19 protein-coding genes are annotated in these 22,955 nt (G+C 58.3%); 12 read left to right on the top strand and 7 right to left on the bottom strand.

The window, feature by feature from the left end; genetic code table 11:
• Positions 1-34 precede the first annotated feature (34 nt).
• The 3 genes from ACTQ1E_RS07090 (at position 35) to ACTQ1E_RS07080 (ending at position 1,977) form a co-directional block, all read left to right on the top strand.
• Positions 35-112, top strand: coding sequence for an agmatine deiminase family protein (locus ACTQ1E_RS07090; RefSeq protein ID WP_441048561.1), 78 nt, complete (start codon positions 35-37; stop codon positions 110-112).
• Between the two features lie 283 nt (positions 113-395).
• Positions 396-578, top strand: coding sequence for a hypothetical protein (locus ACTQ1E_RS07085; RefSeq protein WP_441565531.1), 183 nt, complete (start codon positions 396-398; stop codon positions 576-578).
• The gene (locus ACTQ1E_RS07080; protein ID WP_441565529.1) at positions 568-1,977 is read left to right on the top strand and encodes an APC family permease; all 1,410 of its coding nucleotides are present in this window, start codon (positions 568-570) and stop codon (positions 1,975-1,977) included. The genes ACTQ1E_RS07085 and ACTQ1E_RS07080 overlap by 11 nt, the downstream gene beginning before the upstream one ends.
• A 35-nt stretch (positions 1,978-2,012) precedes the next feature.
• On the opposite strand, the gene ACTQ1E_RS07075 is transcribed toward ACTQ1E_RS07080, so the two are convergent.
• Together ACTQ1E_RS07075 and ACTQ1E_RS07070 are read right to left on the bottom strand one after the other, a co-directional pair.
• The gene (locus ACTQ1E_RS07075) at positions 2,013-2,204 is read right to left on the bottom strand and encodes a hypothetical protein (protein ID WP_441565527.1); all 192 of its coding nucleotides are present in this window, start codon (positions 2,202-2,204) and stop codon (positions 2,013-2,015) included.
• A 376-nt stretch (positions 2,205-2,580) separates the two neighbouring features.
• The gene (locus tag ACTQ1E_RS07070; RefSeq protein WP_441565525.1) at positions 2,581-3,384 is read right to left on the bottom strand and encodes a LuxR C-terminal-related transcriptional regulator; all 804 of its coding nucleotides are present in this window, start codon (positions 3,382-3,384) and stop codon (positions 2,581-2,583) included.
• Positions 3,385-3,562: 178 nt separating this feature from the next.
• On the opposite strand from ACTQ1E_RS07070, the gene aguA reads away from it, so the two are divergent.
• Entirely contained in the window at positions 3,563-4,684 is a 1,122-nt protein-coding gene (gene aguA / locus ACTQ1E_RS07065) for an agmatine deiminase (protein ID WP_154514946.1), read from the top strand.
• A gap of 122 nt (positions 4,685-4,806) precedes the next feature.
• Here the strand turns inward: aguA and ACTQ1E_RS07060 are convergent, their stop codons facing one another.
• Entirely contained in the window at positions 4,807-5,457 is a 651-nt protein-coding gene (locus tag ACTQ1E_RS07060; RefSeq protein WP_441017235.1) for an N-acetyltransferase family protein, read from the bottom strand.
• A gap of 469 nt (positions 5,458-5,926) precedes the next feature.
• Here ACTQ1E_RS07060 and ACTQ1E_RS07055 point away from each other — a divergent pair, with 469 nt between their 5' ends.
• Both ACTQ1E_RS07055 and ACTQ1E_RS07050 read left to right on the top strand, forming a co-directional pair.
• Positions 5,927-6,889, top strand: coding sequence for a LuxR C-terminal-related transcriptional regulator (locus tag ACTQ1E_RS07055; protein ID WP_441565523.1), 963 nt, complete (start codon positions 5,927-5,929; stop codon positions 6,887-6,889).
• A gap of 138 nt (positions 6,890-7,027) precedes the next feature.
• Entirely contained in the window at positions 7,028-8,830 is a 1,803-nt protein-coding gene (locus tag ACTQ1E_RS07050; protein WP_441565521.1) for an amidohydrolase, read from the top strand.
• Between the two features lie 412 nt (positions 8,831-9,242).
• Here ACTQ1E_RS07050 and ACTQ1E_RS07045 read toward each other — a convergent pair whose 3' ends face one another.
• The 4 genes from ACTQ1E_RS07045 to ACTQ1E_RS07030 form a co-directional block, all read right to left on the bottom strand.
• Entirely contained in the window at positions 9,243-10,274 is a 1,032-nt protein-coding gene (locus tag ACTQ1E_RS07045; protein ID WP_427728119.1) for a 3-deoxy-7-phosphoheptulonate synthase, read from the bottom strand.
• Between the two features lie 305 nt (positions 10,275-10,579).
• Positions 10,580-12,436 (bottom strand): ABC transporter ATP-binding protein, encoded by a 1,857-nt coding sequence (locus tag ACTQ1E_RS07040; protein ID WP_441565518.1) that lies wholly within the window; start codon positions 12,434-12,436, stop codon positions 10,580-10,582.
• Positions 12,436-14,802 (bottom strand): ABC transporter ATP-binding protein, encoded by a 2,367-nt coding sequence (locus ACTQ1E_RS07035; RefSeq protein ID WP_441565516.1) that lies wholly within the window; start codon positions 14,800-14,802, stop codon positions 12,436-12,438. The genes ACTQ1E_RS07040 and ACTQ1E_RS07035 overlap by 1 nt, the downstream gene beginning before the upstream one ends.
• The gene (locus ACTQ1E_RS07030; RefSeq protein WP_154514934.1) at positions 14,799-15,248 is read right to left on the bottom strand and encodes a MarR family winged helix-turn-helix transcriptional regulator; all 450 of its coding nucleotides are present in this window, start codon (positions 15,246-15,248) and stop codon (positions 14,799-14,801) included. Before ACTQ1E_RS07030 ends, ACTQ1E_RS07035 begins: the two co-directional genes overlap by 4 nt.
• Positions 15,249-15,499: 251 nt before the next feature.
• Between ACTQ1E_RS07030 and ACTQ1E_RS07025 the strand changes: the two genes are divergently transcribed.
• The 6 genes from ACTQ1E_RS07025 to pflA all read left to right on the top strand — a co-directional run bounded on the left by ACTQ1E_RS07025 (position 15,500) and on the right by pflA (position 22,647).
• Positions 15,500-16,249, top strand: a complete 750-nt coding sequence (locus ACTQ1E_RS07025; RefSeq protein WP_006234857.1) for an SDR family NAD(P)-dependent oxidoreductase — start codon at positions 15,500-15,502, stop codon at positions 16,247-16,249.
• A gap of 108 nt (positions 16,250-16,357) precedes the next feature.
• Positions 16,358-17,380, top strand: a complete 1,023-nt coding sequence (locus ACTQ1E_RS07020; protein ID WP_441040829.1) for a 2-keto-3-deoxygluconate permease — start codon at positions 16,358-16,360, stop codon at positions 17,378-17,380.
• A gap of 468 nt (positions 17,381-17,848) precedes the next feature.
• The gene (gene pflB, locus ACTQ1E_RS07015) at positions 17,849-19,900 is read left to right on the top strand and encodes a formate C-acetyltransferase (protein WP_154514930.1); all 2,052 of its coding nucleotides are present in this window, start codon (positions 17,849-17,851) and stop codon (positions 19,898-19,900) included.
• A gap of 85 nt (positions 19,901-19,985) precedes the next feature.
• Positions 19,986-20,237, top strand: coding sequence for an autonomous glycyl radical cofactor GrcA3 (gene grcA3 / locus ACTQ1E_RS07010; RefSeq protein WP_055252439.1), 252 nt, complete (start codon positions 19,986-19,988; stop codon positions 20,235-20,237).
• 550 nt (positions 20,238-20,787) lie between these two features.
• Positions 20,788-21,642, top strand: coding sequence for a DegV family protein (locus tag ACTQ1E_RS07005; RefSeq protein WP_441565514.1), 855 nt, complete (start codon positions 20,788-20,790; stop codon positions 21,640-21,642).
• 186 nt (positions 21,643-21,828) lie between these two features.
• Entirely contained in the window at positions 21,829-22,647 is an 819-nt protein-coding gene (pflA, locus tag ACTQ1E_RS07000) for a pyruvate formate-lyase-activating protein (protein WP_441565512.1), read from the top strand.
• The last annotated feature ends 308 nt before the right edge of the window (positions 22,648-22,955 follow it).

Below are 22,955 nucleotides of genomic sequence, written 5' to 3'. Positions count from 1 at the left end.
CGACGAGGTCTGGGGCGAGGGCGTCTACAAGTGCGTGGGCGTCAAGTCCGACCAGGTCGTCTACGGCGGCGGCAACATCCACTGCATCACGCAGCAGGAGCCGTCCGCCTAGTAGCCTGGCTTGCCGGGGCGCGGCGCCCCTCCTTCACGGGAGCCGCCGCACCCCGGAGGCCGGCCGGCCGGGCGAACGGGGCCGACTGGCCGGCCGGCCGGGCTTTCCCCGGGCGCTCCGCTGCCTCCACGCCGGAGCGCCCCTCCCCTTCGATTGGATACCCGCCTGGCCTGGGACCTATCGCGGGTTAGGCCAATTGTTCGCTTGGATATCCCAGGTCAGGCGCGTATCCAATTGCCGAAAGTTCCCGGTCGCGAGCGCGGCCGTCTTGATCGGAGTATCCATGTACCAGCGTATCGTCATCTACATGCGCCTGTTCCGCGAGCGTTGGTCCAACAATTGCATCCCTTCTTCTCCTTGGGATGGCACCTGCACCGGTGACGCGGCCTGTAACCCTACCTTGGGCTGCGCCTTCGGTGCAGATGCCATCTTTTTTGCTGTAGGGGGAGCGTACCATGGCAGGTAAAAAGTTCTCCCTGTTCGAGGTCATCCTCTCGGTTATCTGCGTCGTATTTACCATCGAGGCGGCTGCTCCGGCATCTGCCATGGGCAACGTGCAGTTCTTCTGGTGGATCTTCCTCATCATTACGTTTTTGCTTCCCTATGGCCTGGTGGTGGCCGAGCTCGGTACGGTGTTCGATTCCGAGGGCGGCCTGTACGATTGGGTTCGCCTGGGCTTGGGCGACCGTTGGGGTGCCTGCTGCTCCTGGTGCTACTGGGTCAACTTTCCACTGTGGGTTGCAAGTATCGCCTGTATGTTCCCCAGTGTCATCAATGCGGTATGGGGCATCGAATTTTCGCTTGGGGCCCGAATTGCCATCGAGCTTGCCTTTGTGTGGGGCGTCACGGTCATGGCGATGCACCCGGTGGCCGAGGCCGATTGGGTCATGGACGGCGGTGCCGTCATCAAGGTGCTCATTACCGCCGTGGTGGGAATCGTTGGCATCTGGTTTGCCTGCAATAACGGCTTTGCCAACGACATGTCGTTTAAGACCTTCATTCCAGATTTGGGCGACACCAATTCGTTGACGTACCTATCGATCATCCTGTTCAACTTTATGGGCTTCGAAGTGGTCGCGACCTTTGCCAGCACGATGAAAAACCCGTCGCGTGATATCCCCAAGGCGGTTATCGCCGGTGGCGTTGCCATTGCGGCAATCTACATTATCTGCGGCATCGGCATTGGAGCCGCGGTTCCCACCGAGCGGCTTTCGCTTGATTCGGGCATTGTGGACGCGGTCGCCGCCATGTTGGGGCGCAGCCATCCGCTGACGATGGTCGTGGGCGCGGCCTTTTTGGTGACGCTGTTCGCCAACATGATCTGCTGGAGCTTTGGCGTCAACAACGTGGCGAGCTATGCCGCGCGTCACGGCAATATGCCGCGTCCCTTTGCGCTGGTGTCCAAGAAGACCGGCATGCCCAATGGCTCGGCACTCATTAACGGTTGTTTTGCCAGCCTGGTACTACTGCTTCAGATTCCGCTGGGCGAGGGCTCCGACGTCTTTTGGGTTTTCTTCTCGATGAACGTCGTCTTCCTGCTTATGAGCTATATTCCGATGTTCCCGGCGTTTTGGCGCCTGCGCAAATACGACGATCGCCCGCGCGTGTTCCGCGCGCCCTTCGAGGGCAAGGTGCTCGCGGTGGCACTTGCGATTCCCGTGGTGGAGCTTGTGCTTTCGATTGTCGCCACGATTGTGCCGCTCAACAGCTCACCCGCCGAGATGACAAAGCTGCCGATTCTCGTGGGCGTGGTAATCGGTGTGTTGTTGGGCGAGGTTTCGCGCCTCATATCGCGCCGCGGCCGCAGCGTCGATAATCCCGGCGTTGGTGCAAGGGGGACAGGTTTCTTTGCACCAAAACAGTAACGCCGCGAGCTGCGCGGCGCTTGCTGCATCTTGGATTACCGCTCGCGGTGCTCGGGGTCAGAAGCGAGTTTAGGCGCAAAGTAGGGGATGTGGCCCAGGTAAGGGCAGCTGTCCGTACGTTCGTCGACAAGACAGGGGACATCGTCGTAGGTGAGTGAGTCGCTCAGGCGGGCGATGGCCTTGGCGGCAGGAGCGACGAGCATCTTGAGCGGTGCGATAGGCGCCATGGCATCTCCTTTTCTTCATGCGACCCGTGTTCTGGCGCGAATGTATACGTCGCCAGTCTAGCATCCCGTCGCGGAGAGTTCAAAACCAACACAAATGCGACGGCTATTTCTGCGCTGTCTCCAACGTCTCAATCTGTAACGTCTAGCTTAATAAATCGCCTCTACTTGTTACAGATTGAGATAAACCTCCGGAGCGGGCCGTTTCCTTTCTGAACCACCACATAAGTGCCTGTTCCTTCTGTAGAGGTTTGGGTGTCGTATTGGCGTTTACCCAGATAAAACCTAGCAAAATGACCCCGTCTACTCTTTGAGCCAGAGCCGACACTAATTCAAATGGCGAAATCAAAGGGCGTTCTCCGTATGGAGGTCGCCTTTTTTATCGCAGGATGTTTTGCGCGGCAGTCATAAGGCCCAGTCGGTTGCTGACGCCGAGCTTGCGATAGATGGCGTTGACGTGCTTCTTTACGGTTGACTCGCTTATGAATAGCTCGTTTGCCATCTGTTTGTTCGTTTTGCCGTCGAGCATGAGCCGCATGACTTCGGCTTCGCGCGGTTGGATATTATGTTCTGCAATGAAGGCATTCAGCTGGTTTGTGTCTTCGGTCTGGGTGAGTTTAATGCCCCGAGGATAGAGGTTGGCGAGCGCGAGGCTCGCGTGCCGAGCGATTTCGAGCAGGATTGCGAGCTCGGTGTCGGTAAAGTCTCCGGCCGTGCGTTCGCGAAACAGGGCGATGCTTCCTAGCGGGCTGTCGTTGTGCGCGAGCGTGGCCGTACAGCCAAAGTAGACGCCCTGCGGTTCCATCCATTTGCGATAGATGGGCGTGGCATCACGTCGCTCGACGTCGACGAGGTCGAGGTCGCGGTAGACGCCGATCTTATGTAGGTCAAAGCTCCATGTTGTATAGTCCATCGCGGCGTAGCGGTTGTAGTAGTCGCTCAGTGCGCGGTCGTCCATTCCGCTGCTTGCAGGATGGACGTAGCGTGGGGTATCACTGTCCGCCGCCTCGATCAGGTCGAACATGGCGATCCGATGGGGCACGAGCCCTGTCGTTCCCTCGAGGGTCTCCTTTTGCAGCTTATCAATACCGTGTGATGCGTGGATTGCAAGCGCGAGCTCGTTGAGAGCAGTCCAGGTCGTGCCGTCCAACTCAATAGTCTGCTGTTTATTGCATGGGGGCATAGGGCGTCCTTTCCATTGTGGAACCCAGTATGTCATGTTCTCGGCCTGAATAGAACTTTAGGTCAGCGAATGGTATACCGTCGGTCGTTGAAAGGGGCTCGAGGGACCATTGAGAACATCTCGGTGCGGCCGCATCATGGTCTCGTCAAGCAAAAGCACCGAGATTTAGGAGCTTGAAATGAAGACAATCTACGAGAGTGAATCCACGCCTAAGAAGGACGGGTTCTATATGCCCGGTGAGTATGAGGAGCAGGAGCGCACCTGGATTCTATGGCCGCACCGCTCCGACGTGTGGCGCTGCGGCGCCAAGCCGGCGCAGAAGGTCTTCACCGAGATCATCAAGACCGTTGCACGCTTTCAGCCCATCACTGTGGGCGTCAACACCGAAGACTTCCCCGCGGTGTGTGAGATCTTCGACGGCGTTGAGAACGTGCGCGTTATCCACATGGAGTACAACGACAGCTGGATTCGCGACCCCGGCCCGGCATTCCTCGTTAATGACAATGGTGAGGTGGCCCTTTCGCACTTCCACTTTAATGCTTACGGCGGTTTCATTGACGGCCTGTATTTCCCGTGGGACAAGGACGCTTCCATTGGCCTGCAGGTGGCACAGCTTGAGCAGGTTAACCGTTATCGTCCCGAGGATTACATCCTCGAGGGCGGCTCGTTCAACTGTGATGGTCAAGGCACCGTCGTGACCACCGAGATGTGTCTGCTCAACGAGGATCGCAACCCGCAATACACCAAGGAGCAGATTGAGGAGAAACTCTCTGAGTATCTCGGTATCGAGAAGGTTATCTGGATCAAGGACGGAATCGATCCGTACGAAACGAACGGCCATGTGGACGACGTCGCATGCTTTAGTGCGCCCGGCGAAGTCTGCTGCATGTGGACCGACGATCCCAACCACAAGTTCTACAAGGAGTGCCAGGAGGCGTACAAGACGCTCTCCGAGGCCACGGATGCCAAGGGTCGCAAGCTCAAGATCCACAAGGTGATCATGCCTGCGACATCGGTATATATGACCGAAGAAGAGGCCAGCACGATCGATCCCGTCGAAGGCGTGCTGCCGCGTACTCCCGAGGATGCTTTCGAACCGAGCTATCTCAATTTCCTGCCCATTAACGGTGCGGTGCTTGTACCGCAGTTCGGCGATCCCAATGACGCCCAGGCGCTCAAAGATATCCAAGCTGCTTATCCGGACCGCGAAGTCATCGGTATCATGACCCGTGAAGTTATCTACGGCGGCGGCAACATCCACTGCATCACCCAGCAGCAGCCTAAGGCGCGCTGTAAATAGCAGTTCCATGGTGAACAGCGCTTGATTGTCCGCACGCGAAAGTCCGCCGACTTCAATGGTCGGCGGACTTTTTGTGTGGTGGTTTCAGCTGAACGGCGGGCCGTGCGGCTTAGGTGTGCAGGCTAATCCTGCGTGTCGCCTCCGTACATGTAGACGATAAAGCCGTCGCCGGTGTCCTGGCTGTGATCTTCTAGGATGCGCTTCATGTTGAGGTGCTCGTAGAACTGCCAGTCGGAGTTGCAGTCGCTCATCAGGAAGAACTTGGTGCAGCCTGCCTTGGCGAGCTCAGCGCGCGCAAGGTCGATGAGCTCGCGGCCGAGTCCCTTGCCCTGCCACTCGGGAACGATGATGATCAGGTTGAGCTGGCCCTGGGCATACTCGTTGCCCGTGGCGGCAAAGCGGTCGGCCGTGGCCTTTTCACGACTGTCGCCAAAGAGCGAGCCCTCGAGCTTGGCGTCGGCGGTCTTTGCCATCTCGGTTGCCTGGATAAACAGCTCGTCGTAACAGGGCTCCCAGGTGGGATTGGTACGCGGCTTGCCGTCCTCGAAGATGCCGATGCAGCAGGCGGCGATAATGCGGCCCTCGGCCTCGGCGACGAGTGCGATGGGGGAACGCTGCAGCTGCATGGCGATGTTAAAGCGTGCGCAGAAATCGGCGGCTTCGACGTCGCCGCGGTTGCGCAGCGTGTTGCACCACAGCTGGTTGTAGATGGCGGCGATGCCGGTCAGGTCATCAAGCGTGGCGGCGCGCAGGGCTACGTTCTCAAGGCTCATGGAGGCTCCTTCCAAGTTGGGTCAGGCCATCTATGAGTGTGACATGGACTCAGGACGGCCGCATCGACCATTCGGCAGACGAGCCTCGATTCCTCGGGGACGGAGGGTTCCAAGAGAGAATGAGAGCGGATTATCGGACGTCCGCTCGACGAGAGTGGATAATCTCCCACTTTTAGCGCTGATATAGGCCAAAAACGGGAGATTATCCACTCTCATTCTGGGTAGTCTTTGGGGACGTTCTTAAACGACTAGTCAAACAAGAACGTCCCCAACGACTACCATCGCCGAGGCCATGGCCGGCCTCTCCGGCACCCGCATCACCGGCTAGTTTCGCCCATGCGCTGGGGTGGGGGATATGCGTCTTCCACCCTTCCTTTCTTTGGCTGGATTTTGCGCTGAAGACAGCGATCTGCATGTCTTTGGCGTAAAGTTTATCCTTAGCACATATCAATAAGCGAAAGGCCCGGTAGTGAGTACGTTCTACTTCTTCTACGGAATCACATTCGTCTTGGTTTGCATGGTGGCGGTGTGCGTATCGGTATGCGCATACCTCGTCTCACATCGAACAAGCTACTTGACGGTCTCGGCCTTCTTTTTCTTCGACATGCTCGAAAGCGCCATCGTATTCCTCGATGAGTATCAGGGCAGTAAGATGATGGCAGATATCCTCAGCAGCCAATTTCCCATGACTCATCCCATAACGAAACTCGTCCTATCGATTGGAATCATGGCGAGCATGTGGGCATTTGCATTGGCGATCGTAAACAAGACGAGCCGGCTTCATATGCTCGTGCCCTGCATCGTCTTTTCTGCTTTCGAGGCCATGTCGCTTGTTTTGCAGCCCGATTCAATCAAACAACTCGCATTTTATGCGTTGCGCTCCTTGTTCATGTTCGTGGCGTTTGGCATGATTTTCGTCTGCTACCGCAAAAGCAAGCCGTTGGCGCGAAAGAGCTTCTATGCACGCTACGGCAGGTTTCTTATTGTGATGGCTGTGTTGACGGTGTTTGTTCTGATCGAGGATGTACGCGTTCTCGGGCTGAATATTGGGCAGATCGAAGTCATTGATTACCTGTATTTTGCCTACGGCAGAAACATCTCAGAGAACATCATGAGCGTGGTGGCCGCGATATATACCGTTCGTGCGGCGTCGCGGATCTTGTCGTTGCGCTTTTCTGCTCCGCCCACAACGTCTGGCACCTCTGCCAAGCAGATTGCGGAGGTCCGCTTCTCGGCATTCTGCGACCAGCACGATATCTCCGCGCGTGAACGCGAAGTGCTCGACCTTCTGCTCGATGGCCAGGATAACCGCGCCATAGCGAATGAATTGTTTATCTCTGTCGGCACGGTCAAATCGCATGTTCACACGATATTCCGTAAATGCGGTGTCTCATCGCGGTCCGAGCTTCTTCAGAGCTTTTGGGCAGGTTAAAGGCAGGGTTATAGGGGATATAAGCCTCCGCTTACGGCAATAACCCCGTTTGTGCAGACAAGTTTATACCCGGGGGTGGTATTCAGGTGATAGCAAGCGTCGCAAAAGCGCGGCGATGTCAACTGAAAGGTGGGTTATATGAAGACCTCTATCCCCCCCGTTTCCCGTAGAAGCTTTCTCGGCCTGAGCACGTTGGGCGCCGCGGCTGTTGCGGTGGGTGCCGCCGGTTGCGCCAACAATTCTTCAAATGCCGGAAGCACCGGCAGCGCGAGTTCCGATAAGGCATCCATCGTCTTTCGTAACGGCACGATTCAGACGATGGTCAAAGAGGGCGACACCGCGGCCGCCCTGGCTGTCTCGGGCAACAAGATCGTATATGTAGGCGAAGACTCCGGTGTTGACGAGTACATCGATGACAACACGCGCGTCATCGATCTTGATGGCGGTATGGTGATCCCCGGCTTTATGGACGGCCATATCCACGCTCCGGGCAACTGGGTGACTGCGCTGTACGAAATCGATCTTACCAAGGCTACCACGATCGATGAGTATAAGAAGGCGGTCAGTGATTTTGTAACCAAGCATCCCGATGATGAGGCTTACGTTGGCGGCTCGTTCATGATCAACGCCTTCGAGCAAGAGGATGGCACCAATCCCGGCCCCAACAAGTCCATCCTCGATGAGATCTGCTCCGATAAGCCCATCATGCTGACCGATGTTTCCTATCATTCGGTGTGGGTCAACAGCCGTGCGCTCGAGCTTGCGGGCATCGATAACGATACCCCCAATCCCACGGGCGGCATCATCACCCGCGATGCAAACGGCGAGGCGACTGGCTACTTGATCGATTCTGCTGCAGCTATGGTGAGGGAGGTTGTCTCCGTCGAGCATACGGACAAGGAGCTTGAGAACGCTATCGACAAGTACCAGCAGGTGGCTACGAAATACGGCATCACCGGCATTACCAACATAAGCGTCGTGGGAGATTCTACGGCACAGGATTGCCAGTTCTATACTGACCTTGAGAAAGATGGCAAGCTTAACCTGCGCATGCGAGTACTTCCTACCATTAGGCCCGGCATTACGGCTGAAGAGGCCCTTAAAACCGTGAAGGACCTCAAGAAGTTCGATAGCAACATGATCTCTACCGGTACGGTTAAGATCTACTCCGATGGCGTTACCGAGGGCGGCAGCGCCGTGATGCTCGAGCCATATACCTCCGCCGCCGGTAAGGGCGATAACTGGCACGGCGAGTCCGTCTGGGATCAGCAGGAGTTCAGCGACATGGTGGCCGCCCTCGACAAAGAGGGTGTTCAGATTCATGTTCACGCGATCGGAGATGGCGCCGTCCACAATACACTCGATGCCTACGAGCGCTGCGTCAAGGAGAACGGTGAGCGCGATGATCGCCGCAACACCATGACGCATGTGTGTGCAATCACCGACGAGGACATTCAGCGCGTCGTCGATCTCGACATCGTGTGCGCGTTGCAGTTCCTGTGGATGTATCACGATCCTTTGTGCGACCTCGAGATCGCCTTTGTGGGCGAGGATCGCGCCATGAAGTTCTACCCCGTCAAGAATATGCTCGAGGCCGGCTGCTTTATCTCCGGTGCGAGCGATGGCCCGGTCACCGGCTATGCGCCGCTCGAGGAGATCGAGGTGGCCGTTACGCGCAACAGCCCGTATCCCGAGGAGGAGGACACCGATATGTACCGTTGGCCCGAGCAGGCCATCACGGCATATCAGGCGCTCGAGGCATACACCAAAAACGTTGCCTTCGAGAACTACATGGAGGATAAAATCGGTACGCTCGAGGTGGGCAAGCTCGCCGACATCACGGTGCTCGACCAAGACATTCTTCATTGCGATCCCAAGAAGATCTCCGATACCAAGATTCTGTTCACTGTCTCCGATGGCCGTATCGTATACGAGGGATAATCGGTCGAACGAGGTAAAGAGCGGGCGATCTGCTCGGTAGAACGCTAAGGTGCCAGCAGTCGTCGCGATTTAGTGCAGGCCGCCGCGGATGCGTGAGCGTCCGCGGCGGCGCTTTTTTGCGGTGGTCATGGGGGACGTTCTTAAACGACTAGTCAAACAAGAGCGTCCCCAACGACTACCCCAAGGAATGTCCCAGACTGCCGGCAGAAAAGGAACGTCCCTAACTGTCGCGTCCGGAGCAAGACGGCGCCGCAGGTAGAGGACGGACAGCGAGCGGGCCGCATTTGAGACAAGGTGACGTGAAACGAAAGGGCGCTGACCTTCTGGTCGCGCCCTTGAAGTTGAGCGTCAGATTGTCCAAATGCGGCCCGCGCAGCGTCGAGTAGTTACGCGGTTTAGTAAAACCGCGTAACTAAACCCGCTCTGCGATCTCGTGGATGAGGTAGTCGGTCTTTTCCCAGCCCAGGCACGGGTCGGTGATGGACTTGCCAAAGACGCCGCCGTCGACAGACTGGTTGCCGTCCTCCAGGTAGGATTCGATCATAAAGCCCTTGACCAGCTTGGAGATGGACTCGTTGCGGCGGCAGCTGTCGAGCACCTCCTTGCAGATGCGGTGCTGCTCCAGCGGGCGCTTGCCCGAGTTGTCGTGGTTGCAGTCGATGATCGCCGCCGGGTTGGCGTAGCCGGCATGCTCGGTATAGCGCTCAGCCAGACGCTCCAGATGCTCGTAGTGGTAATTGGGGTAGGTACGACCGTCGAGACCAATGTAGCCACGCATGACGGCGTGCGCGAGCGGATTGCCGTCGCACTCGACCTCCCAGTTGCGGAAGATGAAGCTTTGATGTGCCTGGGCGGCGTAGATGGAGTTGAGCATAACGGTGGTGGAACCGGCGGTGGGGTTCTTCATGCCCACAGGCACCGAAATGCCGCTCGACACCAGACGATGCTCCTGGTTCTCGACCGAGCGCGCGCCCACGGCGACGTAGCTCAGCAGGTCGACGAGGTACTGGTAGTTGGACGGGTAGAGCATCTCATCGGCGGTAAAGAAACCGGTCTCCTCGATGACGCGCAGGTGCATATGGCGGATGGCCTTGACGCCCTCGAGCAGGTCGTCGGGAGCCTCGGGGTTGGGGTTGTGCAGCAGGCCCTTGTAGCCAGTGCCCTTGGTGCGCGGCTTGTTGGTATAGACGCGCGGAATGATGATGAGCTTGTCCTTGACCTCTTCGGCGACCTTGGCCAGTCGGCTCATGTACTCAAGCACCGAGTCCTCGCGGTCGGCAGAGCACGGGCCGATGATGAGCACCTTGCGCGCGTCCTCGCCGGTAAAGACCTTGGCGACCTCGGCGTCGAATGCCTGTTTTTTGGCGGTAAGATCGGCGGAAAGCGGCATTTCCTCGCGGATTTCCATGGGGATCGGCAGCCTGCGCTTGAATTCCATGGCCATACGGGGCCTCCTCAATCAAATAAGACAAAGTGTGTATTGTCGAATGCTCGGCATTATCCGCTGTCGCACGCTAAAGTGCAAGCCCTCATCACCCCAAAACCTGCCAAAAAGGGACAGGTTTATTTTGGCAGGTTTTATCTGGGTAAACGTTGGCTGGCCCTGGAATGGAATGATGCCACGCGGCTTGGAAGAGGTCGTCAATTTGGTCCCAGGGGAGGCGGTTTGAGGGTCGCAGAACAAAAAACGGGAGCGCAGGTTGTCCTGCGCCCCCGTTCTCGGGTGTTATTCGTTCCCTGCGGCAGAATTTACGCCGCTTCGTCGAACTGCGAGTTGTACAGGTCGGCGTAGAAGCCGCCCTGGGCGAGCAGCTCGTCGTGCGTGCCCTTCTCGACGATGTCGCCGTCGCGAATTACCAAGATCACGTCGGCGTTGCGGATCGTGGACAGGCGGTGTGCGATAACAAAGCTGGTACGGCCCTGCATCAGCGCATCCGTGGCGCGCTGAATAAGCTCCTCGGTGCGGGTATCGACGTTGGATGTCGCCTCGTCCAAAATCAGCGCCGGCCGGTCGGCCAAAATGGCGCGGGCAATGGTCACGAGCTGGCGTTGGCCCTGCGAAAGGTTGGTGCCTTCCTCGTTGATCATAAAGTTGTAACCGCCGGCGAGCGTATGGATAAAGTGGTCGCAGCGTGCAGCGCGTGCAGCGGCCTCGACCTCGGCATCGCTTGCATCGGGGCGTCCGTAGCGGATGTTCTCGCGGATGGTGCCGTTAAACAGCCACGTATCCTGCAGCACCATGGCAAACTCGCCGCGCAGTGCCGCGCGGTCCCAATCGCGTACGTCGACGCCATCGACGCGCAGCGAGCCGCCGTCCACGTCGTAGAAGCGCTGTAGCAGCTTAATGAGCGTGGTCTTGCCGGCGCCGGTGGGACCGACGATGGCGATGGTCTGGCCGGGCTGTGCCTCGCAGCTAAAGTTGTGGATGATGGTCTTGTCGGGCGTGTAGCCAAACTTGACGTGGTCAAACTCCACATGGCCAGGGCGCTTTTCGGGAATCTGCGCGTCGGCCTTCTGCTCCTCCTCGGGCGCGGCCAGGAACTCAAAGACGCGCTCGGTGGCAGCGGCCATAGACTGCATCGTGTTGCTCACGTTGCCCAGCTGCTGCACGGGTTGCGTAAAGTTGCGAACGTACTGGATAAAGCTCTGGATGTCGCCGGGCGTGGCATTGCCGGTCAGCGCGAGCTGTGCGCCCACCACGACCACGCCCACGTAGCCCATGTTGCCCACCAAGCTCATAAGCGGCATCATCAGGCCCGACAGGAACTGCGAGCGCCAGCCACTAATAAAGAGGCGGTCGTTTTGACGGTCGAACTCTTCGATTGAGGCCTCGGCGCGGTCGAACACCTGAATGACGTTCTGGCCGGCAAAGTCCTCCTCGATAATGCCGTTGACGGTGCCCAGGACCTGCTGCTGCTCGCGGAAGTACGGCTGCGAGAAATGAATCATCACGGTCAGGATAATCGCGGCGGCCGGCAGTGTGAGCACGGTGACGCCGGTAAGCGGCAGGCTGATCGACAGCATCATGACGAGCACGCCGATAATCTGCGTCACCGACGTGATGAGCTGCGTCACGCTCTGGTTGAGCGACTGACCCAGCGTATCGACGTCGTTGGTGATGCGGCTGAGCACATCGCCCTTGCTGTGTCCGTTAAAGTAGCTCATCGGCACGACAGCGATCTTGGCGGCGATCTCCTTGCGCATGCGGTAGCAAATCTTTTGCGTGACGCCGGTCATGAGCCAGCCCTGGATGAGGCTGCAAACAGAGCTTGCCAGATACAGGCAGAGCAAAAAGCCGAGCGTCTTGGCGATCCAGGCAAAGTCGACATCGCCGGTACCGTTGACCTTGGCGACCAGGCCTTCGAACAGCTTGGTCGTAACCTGGCCGAGCACCTTGGGTCCCACAATGTTAAAGACGACCGAGCACACGGCAAAGGCGACGGCGGCAAGCACGGCAACCTTGTGTTGACCGATATAGCCGAGCAACTGCCGCATGGCGCCCTTAAAGTCCTTGGCCTTCTCGCCGCGGCCCATGCCACCCATGCGGCCCATGGGACCGCGCTGGCGGGTGGGCCTGGGAATCTGAGTCTTGGTCTCGTCTGCCATTAGTGCTCGCCTCCCTCCATAACGGCTGCAATTTCTTCTTGAGTGAGCCCCAGCTCCTCGGCGGAAAGCTGCGACTGTGCGATCTCCAGGTACGCCGGGCAGCTGTGCAGCAGCTCCTCGTGCGTACCAGTGCCCACCACGTGGCCGTCGTCGAGCACGATGATCTGGTTGGCGTGCATGATGGTCGCGATGCGCTGGGCTACGACAACGAGCGCGGCGTCGGTAACGTTTTTGGCAAGCTCTTCGCGCAGGCGCGCGTCGGTCTTGTAGTCGAGGGCGCTAAACGAGTCATCGAACACCAGGACCTCGGGCTTTTTTGCCAACGCGCGGGCGATGGCCAGACGCTGGCGCTGACCGCCCGAGACATTGGAGCCGCCCTGGCTGATGGGGGAGTCGTAGCCGCCCTCGCGCTCGGCGATAAAGTCCTCGGCTTGGGCGATGCGCGCGGCCTCGTGCATGTTCTCGTCGCTTACCATGTCGCCGGCAAACTTAAGGTTGCTCTCCACGGTGCCCGAGAACAGAAGCCCCTGCTGAGGGATGTAACCAATGCGGCGGCGAAGCTCGGAAAGGGTCATATCGCGCACGTCGATACCATCGAGCGAAATGCTGCCGCCCGTGACGTCGTATAAGCGCGGAATCAGCTGTACGAGCGTGGACTTGCCCGAGCCCGTGGAACCAATGATGCCGAGCATCTGACCGGCATGCGTGGTGAAGTTCACGCCGCTAATGACGTCGGCGCGGGCATCGGGATACTGGAAGCTCACGTCGCGGAAGGTGAGCTCACCGCGCGGTGCGCTGGCCGCGGGCAGTTTGGGCGAGGCGGGGTCGTTGATGCTCGTGGGGCAGGTGATGACCTCTTCCACGCGCTCGGCTGCGACCTCGGCGCGGGGCAGGATGACCGAAACCATGGTGAGGATCATAAACGCCATGACGATCTGCATGGTATAGGAGATAAACGCCATCATGTTGCCGACCTGCATCACGCCATCGGACACGCCCTGCGCGCCAAACCAGACGATAAGCACGGTGATGCAGTTCATGACGAGCATCATGAGCGGCATCATAAAGCTCATGGCACGATTGGTGTAGAGCTGCGTGGTCATTAGGTCGAGCGAAGCCTTGTCAAAACGCTCGAGCTCATGCTCCTCGCGGTTGAACGAGCGTATGGGCATAAGGCCGTCGAGCAGCTCGCGGGCGGTGAGGTTCACGCGGTCCACAAAGCTTTGCATCTTTTTGAACTTGGGCATGGTGAGGCCCATAAGCACGCCGACGACGGCCGAGACCGCGATGATGGCCACGGCGATGGTCCACTCCAGGCCGGTGTGGTTGGCCAGGACGCGCATGACGGCGACGATGCCCATGACGGGGGCCATCAGGCACATGCGGATAAACAGGGTTGCGGCCATCTGAATCTGCTGAATGTCGTTGGTGCAGCGGGTGATGAGCGAGGCCTGGCTAAACTTGCCCACCTCGGCCGGCGAGAAGTGCATAACCTTGTTGAAGGTCTCGCGGCGCAGGTCGCGTGCGATGGAACAGGCGGTGCGCGAGGCCACGGCGCCGGTCAGGATGGTGGCGATGAGCGAGATCAGGCACAGACCAAACATCGTGGTTGCCATGCGGCCCAGATAGGCGTTCTGCACGTCGGCGGGGTCGATGCCCTGAGCCTTGTACTCGTCTTGTACATAGCTCACGGCGCGTTGGGTCACGATGGAACCCGACATGGAGCCCATTTTGTCCGCCATATCGTTGGCGCCCTCGACGAGCTTGCCCTGGTCGATTAGGCCGCCTTCAACGCCTAGGCGCAGGCTCTTCATGGTGATCTTACCGCCGTCGGTATCAATCTGCTTTTGCATGTTCTGCGCCGCCGCGGCCTTCTGCTGCATCTCGGCGAGCTGCTCGGGCGTCATTGCCGCCATCTGCTCGGGGGTGGGCATGGCCTGGGCGGCGTTGTTGTTATTCTCGCTGGACGAACCCATCATGTCATCCATGGAGTTGGCGTCAATGCCCTGGTTGAACGAAAGGACGACGGTCTCGGGCAGGCTCACGATGTCGGCAATCTTGCCGCCGTCGGCGCGCTCTTCCTCGGTGCCCTTGTACGTTCGAATGCCGTTATTATCCGCCTTGCTAAACACGGCCTCCACAGCTTTGGCGTCCTTATCGCTCATAAAGAGTTCGAGGTCGTCGAGCGATTCGGTGCGAATGGTGTCAGGTACGGGCGAGGCGATACCGCCTTGCTGCACGCCCACGTCGACGATGTCGCTCATATACGTAGGCAGCGCCAGATCGGCGTTGCAGCTGATTACGATAAGTACGATAGCTGCGAACAGTGCCAGGACATGCTTTTTAAAGAGCTTGAGAATCCTCACTCGGCATCTCTCCTTTCTTGATTGCGGTCGATAATTTCGTTGGCACGCCTAAGAAGGCGCACCATCTCTTGGGTATCTGTTTCGCCGAGCTGCTCGAGGAAGGCCGCGGTGCGGTCCTCGAATTCCCGATGCTTGATTTCGAGATCATGGAATCCCTTGTCGGTCACCGTGACGTGTACGCGACGACGGTCGGTCTTTGAGTGCTCGCGCTCGACCCAGCCTTTGGCTTCGAGAGCGCGCAGGATATTGGCGATGCGGGCGCTCGAGACCCAGGCACGATCGGCGAGTTCGCTTGGCGTGAGCGAACCGCCAGCGAGCATGAGGGCGCGCATGACGGCCATCTCACCACTGAGGGCTTTGTCCGCAAAGCGCGAAATGCGCTGATGCATACTGCCGAACTCGGTAAGGAGCTGACGCCCAAGTTCACGGAAATCGGTATCTTTCACCGAAAACCCCTAACACTAGAAACTATTTTTGGTAGAAGATGATACCCCCCATATGCGGGCCTCATGCAGTGGGCAATATTAAGAGCGCATAAAGACTTAAAATAATTCAATTGCTGAAGCGTTTCAAAGAACTATCATGCCCGCGGTTAGGCGAGGGGTTGTCACCACCATGACGACTGGGACTCATTTATCGCCATGTGCGATGCTCCAACTTCCCGCAAGGAGACACCTGAATCAAGGGGGTTGGAGTCATGGCATTTGACTTCACGGGTAAAACCGCGATCGTTACCGGCGGCACTCAGGGCATTGGCCTCGAGATTGCCAAGGGTATCGTTGCGGGCGGCGGACACGTCGCGCTCATCGCAAGGAACGCTGCCAAGGGCGAGGCGGCTGTGGCCGAGCTTGGCGAGGGCAACAAGTTCTATCAGCTCGATGTCGCCGATGCGCCCAAGGCGCGCGAGACCGTCGAGCAGATTTTTACGGACCTGCCGCAAACCAACATCCTGATCAACTGCGCCGGTGTCATCAGCACCAAGAAGTTTGACGAGATCGACGACACCGAGTGGCGTCGCACCATCGACATCAACCTCAACGGCACCTTTACCATGATGAATGCCGTGTACCCGCACTTTAAGGCGGCACATGCCGGCACTATCGTCAACGTGAGCTCCGTTGCTGGCAAGATCGGCGGCGGCCTGCTCGGCACCGCGGCCTACGCGAGCTCCAAGGCCGGTGTCAACGGCCTTACCAAGGCGGTCGCCAAGGAGGGCGGTAAGTTCGGCGTCCGCTGCAACGCCGTGTGCCCGTCGCTCACGCTTACCGACATGACGTCGATCCTTTCTGACGAGAACTCTCAGCGCATCATCAACGGTATTCCTCTGGGTCGCGCCGCCCAGGCCAGCGAGCCTGCGCAGATGGTGCTGTTCTTCGCTTCCGACCTCGCCAGCTTCGTGAACGGCGAGATCGGTGACTGCGACGGCGGCATCGTCCTGGACGGGTAATACCCCGCGGTAATCGTTTGGCGGCGACCCTGGCGACTCGGGGTTGTCGCTTTCTTTCTGACATAGGCGCGTGCGGCTACGATTCGCATGCATCCAAAGGAGATATATATGAGTGAATCGACTGCGGTGGAGGCGCCGGCTGCAAAGGAGCCGTTCTTTAAGATGTCCTCCATCCCGGGCGCCAATATTTTGGTGCCGCTTTTGCTGGGCTGCTTGCTCAACACGCTATTCCCCGACCTGTTCAAAACGCTCGGCAGCTTTACACTTGGCATGACCCAGCAGGGTGCAAGCCCGCTCGTGGGCGCTTTTTTGCTCATCGTCGGTACGACGATTTCGTTTAAAAGTGCTCCTGCCGCCGCTGCACGCGGCGCCATCATCATCGCTGTCAAGCAGATCGTGGTCGTTGCCGTGTCGCTGCTTATCCTTTATGTATTCAACGACAACCTTTTTGGCATCTCTGCCATGGTGATGCTGGCGGCTTGCACCGGCGCCAACAACGCTATGTACGCTGGTCTGATGGGCACCATGGGCAACGAGGCCGAACGTGGCGCCGTCGCCATCACCACACTCGTTGTCGGCCCTCCGGTCACAATGATCGTGCTCGGCGCTGCTGGCCAGGCTCCGATCGGCTGGTCGCTCGTGGGCGCCATCCTGCCGATCGTCGTCGGCATTATTCTGGGTAACCTCTTCCCGAGCTTTAAGAAGATGATGGCTCCGGCACTTTCCGCCATCATCGTGCTCGTCTTCTTTGCCATGGGCTCGACTATGACCTTTGGCCAGCTCATCAACGGCGGTCTTCCCGGCATCCTGCTCGGCGTGATCTGCTCGGTGGTCTTTGCAATTCCCGTCATCGCGGTCGATAAGTTCACGGGCGGTACGGGTGTCGCAGGTGCGGCCATTTCGAGCTGCGCCGGAGCCAATGTGGCCACGCCTGCCGCCATGGCAAGCGTCAACGAGGCCATGTACGGTGGCGCCGTGCTCGCGACGGCTACGGCGCAGGTTGCAGCGTGCGCCATCGTGACGGCCATTTTGACCCCGCTGGTCACCAGCTGGTGCTACAAGCATTTTGAGGGCCAGGGTCACGGCGACAGCAAAAAGGCCGCGGCCGACAGGGTCACCGCAGCCGCTTAATGCCAAGCGGCAATCAAAGCTAAATAACTAGCCACGCCACAGGGCGGCCCCGGGGGAAATCCCGTGGCCGCCCTGCAGTTTCTGTGGGTCTCTGGGGCACTTTACCCTGCTAAAGCTGGCATAACAGCTAGAGTGAACGTCGTACAAAGGCAAGGAAAATACCAAACAAATCGGTGAACGGTAGTTGTTCACGCTCGCATTTCCTGCGGATTTGTTAAAAACGCCCTAATGGTATAAAAAAAGAAACATATAACAGCCCTGATGAAGGGGGTGGCTATGTTATCCTTCTCAGACGGGTGAAATCTTGGGTTTTGGGTTGCAGTTCCAAGGTGGACAAACGTTTTTCCCTGTGCTAACGCGCGATGGAAGGCGAATGAAGCCGGTCATTCAACCCGAACATTCAAGAATTCAATAAGCAGCGGTGTGAGAGAGCGCCGCATTATACGTAACTAGGAGCGTGGTTACACAATGCAGGAGGCATGGGAAGGCTTCAAGGAAGGCATCTGGACGGGAGAGGTTGACGTCCGAGACTTCATCCAGAAGAACTACACCCCCTACGAGGGCGACGAATCGTTCCTCGCCGGTCCGACCGAGCGTACCAAGGAGCTGTGGGGCGAGGTTCTCGACCTGCTGCTCAAGGAGCGCGAGCAGGGCGGCGTCCTCGATATGGACACCAAGACTGTCACGGGTATCGTGAGCCACCCCGCTGGCTACATCGATAACGCCCACCGCGAGAAGGAGACCATCGTCGGTCTTCAGACTGACAAGCCGCTCAAGCGCGCTCTGCACGTCAACGGTGGTATCCGCATCGCTTGCCAGGCTGCCAGCCAGCACGGCTACAAGGTCGACGAGAACGTTGTCGAGCGCTACACCTTCGAGCGCAAGACCCACAACGCCGGCGTCTTCGATGTCTACACCCCCGAGATGCGTGCTTGCCGCTCGGCTCACATCATCACCGGTCTGCCCGATGGCTATGGCCGCGGCCGCATCATCGGCGACTACCGTCGTGTCGCCCTGTACGGCGTCGACTACCTGATCAAGGACAAGGAGGCCCAGAAGGCTTCCACCCCGACGGTCATGACCGCCGACAACATCCGCGATCGCGAGGAGCTGCAGGAGCAGATCCGCGCCCTCGGCGAGCTCAAGATGATGGCCGAGACCTATGGTTTCGATATTTCCAAACCTGCTACCAACACGCAGGAGGCCATCCAGTGGATGTACTTCGCCTACCTCGCTGCCGTCAAGGAGCAGAACGGCGCCGCTATGTCCATCGGCCGTACCTCTACGTTCATCGACATCTACGCTGAGCGCGACCTTGCCAACGGTACCTTTACCGAGGAGCAGATCCAGGAGTTCGTGGATCACTTCATCATGAAGCTCCGCATGGTCAAGTTTGCCCGTACCCCCGAGTATCAGGCCCTGTTTACCGGCGATCCGCAGTGGGTCACCGAGTCCATCGGCGGCATGGGTGTTGACGGCCGTACGCTCGTTACCAAGATGAGCTTCCGCTACCTGCACACGCTCGAGAACATGGGCACCAGCCCCGAGCCCAACATGACCGTTCTGTGGTCGACCCGTCTTCCCGAGAACTTCAAGAAGTTCTGCGCCAAGACTTCTGTCGCCAGCTCCTCGGTCCAGTACGAGAACGACGACCTCATGCGCGTTTACCACGGCGACGACTACGGCATCGCCTGCTGCGTGTCCTCCATGCGCATTGGCAAGGAGATGCAGTTCTTCGGCGCTCGTGCCAACCTGGCCAAGTGCCTGCTGTACGCACTTAACGGCGGTGTTGACGAGGTCTCCAAGAAGCAGGTCGGCCCCAAGTATCGCGCCGTCGAGGGCGACACGCTCGATTACGATGACGTTATGGCCAAGTACAACGACATGATGAAGTGGCTCGCTGGCGTGTACGTCAACTCGCTGAACATCATTCACTACATGCACGACAAGTATTGCTACGAGCGCATCCAGATGGCTCTGCACGACAAGCACGTACACCGCTGGTTCGCTACGGGCATCGCTGGCCTTTCCGTCGTGGCTGACTCCCTGTCCGCCATCAAGTACGCCAAGGTTCACCCCGTCCGTGACGAGAACGGCATCATCGTCGACTTCGAGACCGAGGGCGAGTTCCCCAAGTACGGTAACGACGACGACCGCGTCGACCAGATCGCTCACGACGTTGTGCACCAGTTCATGGAGTACATCCGCATGAACGACACCTACCGCAACTCCGTGCCCACGACCTCGGTTCTGACCATTACCTCCAACGTCGTGTACGGTAAGAAGACCGGCTCCACGCCCGACGGCCGCAAGGCTGGCCAGCCGTTCGCCCCGGGTGCTAACCCCATGCACAAGCGCGATAGCCAGGGCGCCATCGCTTCGCTGTCTTCGGTTTCCAAGCTCCCGTTCCGCGATGCCCAGGACGGCATCTCCAACACCTTCTCCATCATCCCGGGCGCGCTCGGCAAGGAGGACCAGGTGTTCTTTGGTGATATCGACCTTGATCAGCTGGGCGAGTAACTATTGTTAGTGCTATACTAACAATAACGATTACTGATTAGTGCGCCGGTTTCGGCCGGCGCCGATCGATTGAAGGAGACACATTATGAAGGTTTCTGAAGTTTCCGAGACTCAGGCCGATAACTTGGTCCACATGCTCGACGCTTACGCCGAGAAGGGTGGCCACCACCTGAACATCAACGTCTTCAACCGTGAGACGCTGCTCGACGCTCAGGCTCACCCCGAGAAGTACCCGCAGCTGACCATCCGCGTTTCCGGCTATGCCGTGAACTTCCACACGCTCACCAAGGAGCAGCAGGACGAGGTCATTTCGCGTACCTTCCACAACAAGTTCTAAAGGGACTCAACTCCCACCGGAGACCCGGTAAGGCCTACGCACTTTGCCTCTCAAACGTCCTCGCCGCTTCGCGGCTGCGGAATGTTTGCGAGGCAAAGTGCTCCCGGCCTTGCCGGGTCTCCTGCGTCATCGCACTTTAGGGAACCACGCTAAATTAAATTGGTGTCCTCGGACATGCAAGAAGCCCTCGCTGCGCACTTCGTGCGGCGAGGGCTTCTTGCGTCCTGCGGAATGTTTTGGGAGGTAGCCCAAACAGCCCCGGCGGGGGTCCTGTGTAGTCACCCTTTAGGCGGAACTCTCCTAATGGGTTGAGCGTTCTGGATACTTACTTGCTACCGTTTATCGCGTATAGCTACCGTTTGCGGAATAAGTAACACTTAGTAATAAACCGTGTAAAATCTCAGCTAAGAACGGAGTTTTCCAGGGAGACGCTGTCCTTTGTTTTGTGCAAGGGACGGCGTCTCTTTGGCGCTTGGAGACCGTTCTGTAGCAGGACGGCGGACGTGCGTCACATATTAAAAAGTCAACGTCGAGATGGGTCGTGATAAGAATGGGCAAGTACGTAATCGTGGTTGAATCTGGTTCGGATGTGACGCCAGAGCTCTGCGAACGCTACGGCATTGTGCGTGTGCCCATGCATGTCACGATTGGTGACGAGACCGTCGGGGACGGCTCGATCGATCCGCTCGAGATCTATTCGCGCTGCAACGAGTTTGGCGTGATGCCCAAGACCAGCGGCTGCGCGCCGGCAGATTTCTCTCGCGTGTACGACCGCATTCACGCCGAGCAGCCCGACGCGACCATTTTGCATCTTGCGTATTCCGAGGCCACGACCTGTTCGCATCAGTCCTCGAAGATCGCGGCAGAGGGGCGCGACTACGTGTTCTCCATGGACACGCGTTTTGTCTCGGTGGGCCAGTCGCTTGTTGTCGTCGAGACCGCCAAATACATCGAGGCTCATCCCGATGCCACCGTCGACGAGATCTTCGCCTTCGCGAGCTCCGTTATGGACCGCGTGTTGCTGGGCTTTGTTCCTACCGACCTTGCCTTCCTTAAGGCGGGCGGTCGCTTGTCCAACGTCGCGTTCCTAGGCGCCCATCTGCTCAAGATTAAGCCCTGCATTGAGGTAACAGGCGGCAAGTTCGTGGCGACCAAGAAGTTCCGCGGCTCTATGCTCAAGTGCGCCCGCGCCTTTATTGACCACATGGTTGCGAAGGGCGAAATTGACTACTCGCACATTGGCCTGGCGTATTCGGTAGGCCTTTCCGAGGAGCTGCGCGACGACATGGAAGTCTATGCGCACGACCTGGGCTTTAAGGACGTTACCTGGACTCAGGTCGGCGGCGTCATCTCGAGCCATTGCGGCCCGACCGCCTTCGGCGCGGTGCTCACGCTCAAGGCGTAACGCCTGGCGTCTATCGATTTCTATTGCCTCGGCGGCGGGCGGGTTGCGACAACCTTCCCGCCGCTTTTGCATGGGGCCAAATAGGACAATCCAATTGACCGTTAAACCGTTTCGCCATCAAGCATATAGGCTAGAATGACTCTGGCATTTATGTAGCTAAAACCAATGAGAGGCAAGGTAGCGGGAATGGCTGAGATGAAGCTCGAGGGTATGGACGCTCGTCCTGAGGACTCCGCGTTTGCCCTGGGCCGCGTGCATTCGATCGAGACGATGGGAACGGTCGATGGACCCGGCATCCGCTTTGTGGTGTTTGTTCAGGGCTGCCCCATGCGCTGTGCGTATTGCCACAACCCCGATACCTGGTCGGTTAACGGCGGCACCATGGTGACCGTCGAGCACCTGATGGACGAGTTCCAGAGCAACCATGAGTTTTACCGCAGCGGTGGTATTACGGTATCCGGCGGCGAGCCGCTCCTGCAGCCTGAGTTCTTGGCAGACCTGTTCCGCGCAATGCACAACAACCCCGATGGTCGCGTACATACCTGCTTGGATAGTTGCGGCTATGCGTTCGACCCCGCGCATCCCGAGAAGTTCGATGCCGTACTCAACGAGACCGATATGGTGCTGCTCGACATTAAACACGCCGATCCCGTCGAGCATAAAAAGCTGACCGGTTGCGATCCTGCGCGCATCCTGGCGTTTGGCGATGAGCTGGCGCGTCGCAGGATCAAGGTCGTTATCCGTCACGTGGTAGTACCGGGCATTACCGACACGGCAGAGGAGTGCGAGGCACTCGGTCGTCTGATTGCCCCGTGGCATAACGTGGTGGGCCTGGAAATGCTGCCGTATCACACGATGGGCGTCGTCAAGTATGAGCAGCTGGGGATTCCCTATAAGCTCGAGGGCGTTCCACAGATGGATGCCGCGCGCATGCCCGAGCTGCGCAACGCCGTCATGACGGGCATGAAAAAGCGCCGCGCGGAACTCAAAAACGCTATCGGCTAGGGGTAGCTCATTTGGGGCCGGTAGGGTGGAGAAGTAGCTAAAAGAGCCCCGTCCCAAAAAGACTGCTCTCTGGGTTGCGGTGAGATGCGCAACAGAATCGTGCCATTTGGATAAATACGCTTGTGGTTTCTTTAAAGACACCTTAAACGCTTCTGAATATCTTTGGAAAGAAATGCCTGCTCGGTATTATGCTGCTCGTATATGAACGGGAGCAGCCAGGAGACCACGTGCGAAACGATGCATCGCGGGACGAGCATGTGCCGCAGCATAGCAGCAGATATGAGACGAAGGGCACGTCTTCGCGTGGC

Origin of the sequence: Collinsella sp. LCP21S3_C7 (genome assembly GCF_052118485.1) — a bacterium.
Classification (GTDB): Bacteria; Actinomycetota; Coriobacteriia; order Coriobacteriales; family Coriobacteriaceae; genus Collinsella.
Note: the sequence above shows the minus strand (reverse complement) of the source record. Positions and strands in the feature narration are given on the sequence as shown.

Excerpts from the sequence above, each read along its gene's own strand:
- ACTQ1E_RS07085 (WP_441565531.1), top strand. The coding sequence starts at position 396 with ATGTACCAGCGTATCGTCATCTACATGCGCCTGTTCCGCGAGCGTTGG.
- ACTQ1E_RS07050 (WP_441565521.1), top strand. The coding sequence starts at position 7,028 with ATGAAGACCTCTATCCCCCCCGTTTCCCGTAGAAGCTTTCTCGGCCTG.
- ACTQ1E_RS07005 (WP_441565514.1), top strand. The coding sequence starts at position 20,788 with ATGGGCAAGTACGTAATCGTGGTTGAATCTGGTTCGGATGTGACGCCA.
- ACTQ1E_RS07080 (WP_441565529.1), top strand. The coding sequence starts at position 568 with ATGGCAGGTAAAAAGTTCTCCCTGTTCGAGGTCATCCTCTCGGTTATC.
- aguA (WP_154514946.1), top strand. The coding sequence starts at position 3,563 with ATGAAGACAATCTACGAGAGTGAATCCACGCCTAAGAAGGACGGGTTC.
- ACTQ1E_RS07075 (WP_441565527.1), bottom strand. The coding sequence starts at position 2,204 with ATGGCGCCTATCGCACCGCTCAAGATGCTCGTCGCTCCTGCCGCCAAG.
- ACTQ1E_RS07045 (WP_427728119.1), bottom strand. The coding sequence starts at position 10,274 with ATGGCCATGGAATTCAAGCGCAGGCTGCCGATCCCCATGGAAATCCGC.
- ACTQ1E_RS07040 (WP_441565518.1), bottom strand. The coding sequence starts at position 12,436 with ATGGCAGACGAGACCAAGACTCAGATTCCCAGGCCCACCCGCCAGCGC.
- ACTQ1E_RS07025 (WP_006234857.1), top strand. The coding sequence starts at position 15,500 with ATGGCATTTGACTTCACGGGTAAAACCGCGATCGTTACCGGCGGCACT.
- pflB (WP_154514930.1), top strand. The coding sequence starts at position 17,849 with ATGCAGGAGGCATGGGAAGGCTTCAAGGAAGGCATCTGGACGGGAGAG.
- pflA (WP_441565512.1), top strand. The coding sequence starts at position 21,829 with ATGGCTGAGATGAAGCTCGAGGGTATGGACGCTCGTCCTGAGGACTCC.
- ACTQ1E_RS07020 (WP_441040829.1), top strand. The coding sequence starts at position 16,358 with ATGAGTGAATCGACTGCGGTGGAGGCGCCGGCTGCAAAGGAGCCGTTC.
- ACTQ1E_RS07070 (WP_441565525.1), bottom strand. The coding sequence starts at position 3,384 with ATGCCCCCATGCAATAAACAGCAGACTATTGAGTTGGACGGCACGACC.
- ACTQ1E_RS07060 (WP_441017235.1), bottom strand. The coding sequence starts at position 5,457 with ATGAGCCTTGAGAACGTAGCCCTGCGCGCCGCCACGCTTGATGACCTG.
- grcA3 (WP_055252439.1), top strand. The coding sequence starts at position 19,986 with ATGAAGGTTTCTGAAGTTTCCGAGACTCAGGCCGATAACTTGGTCCAC.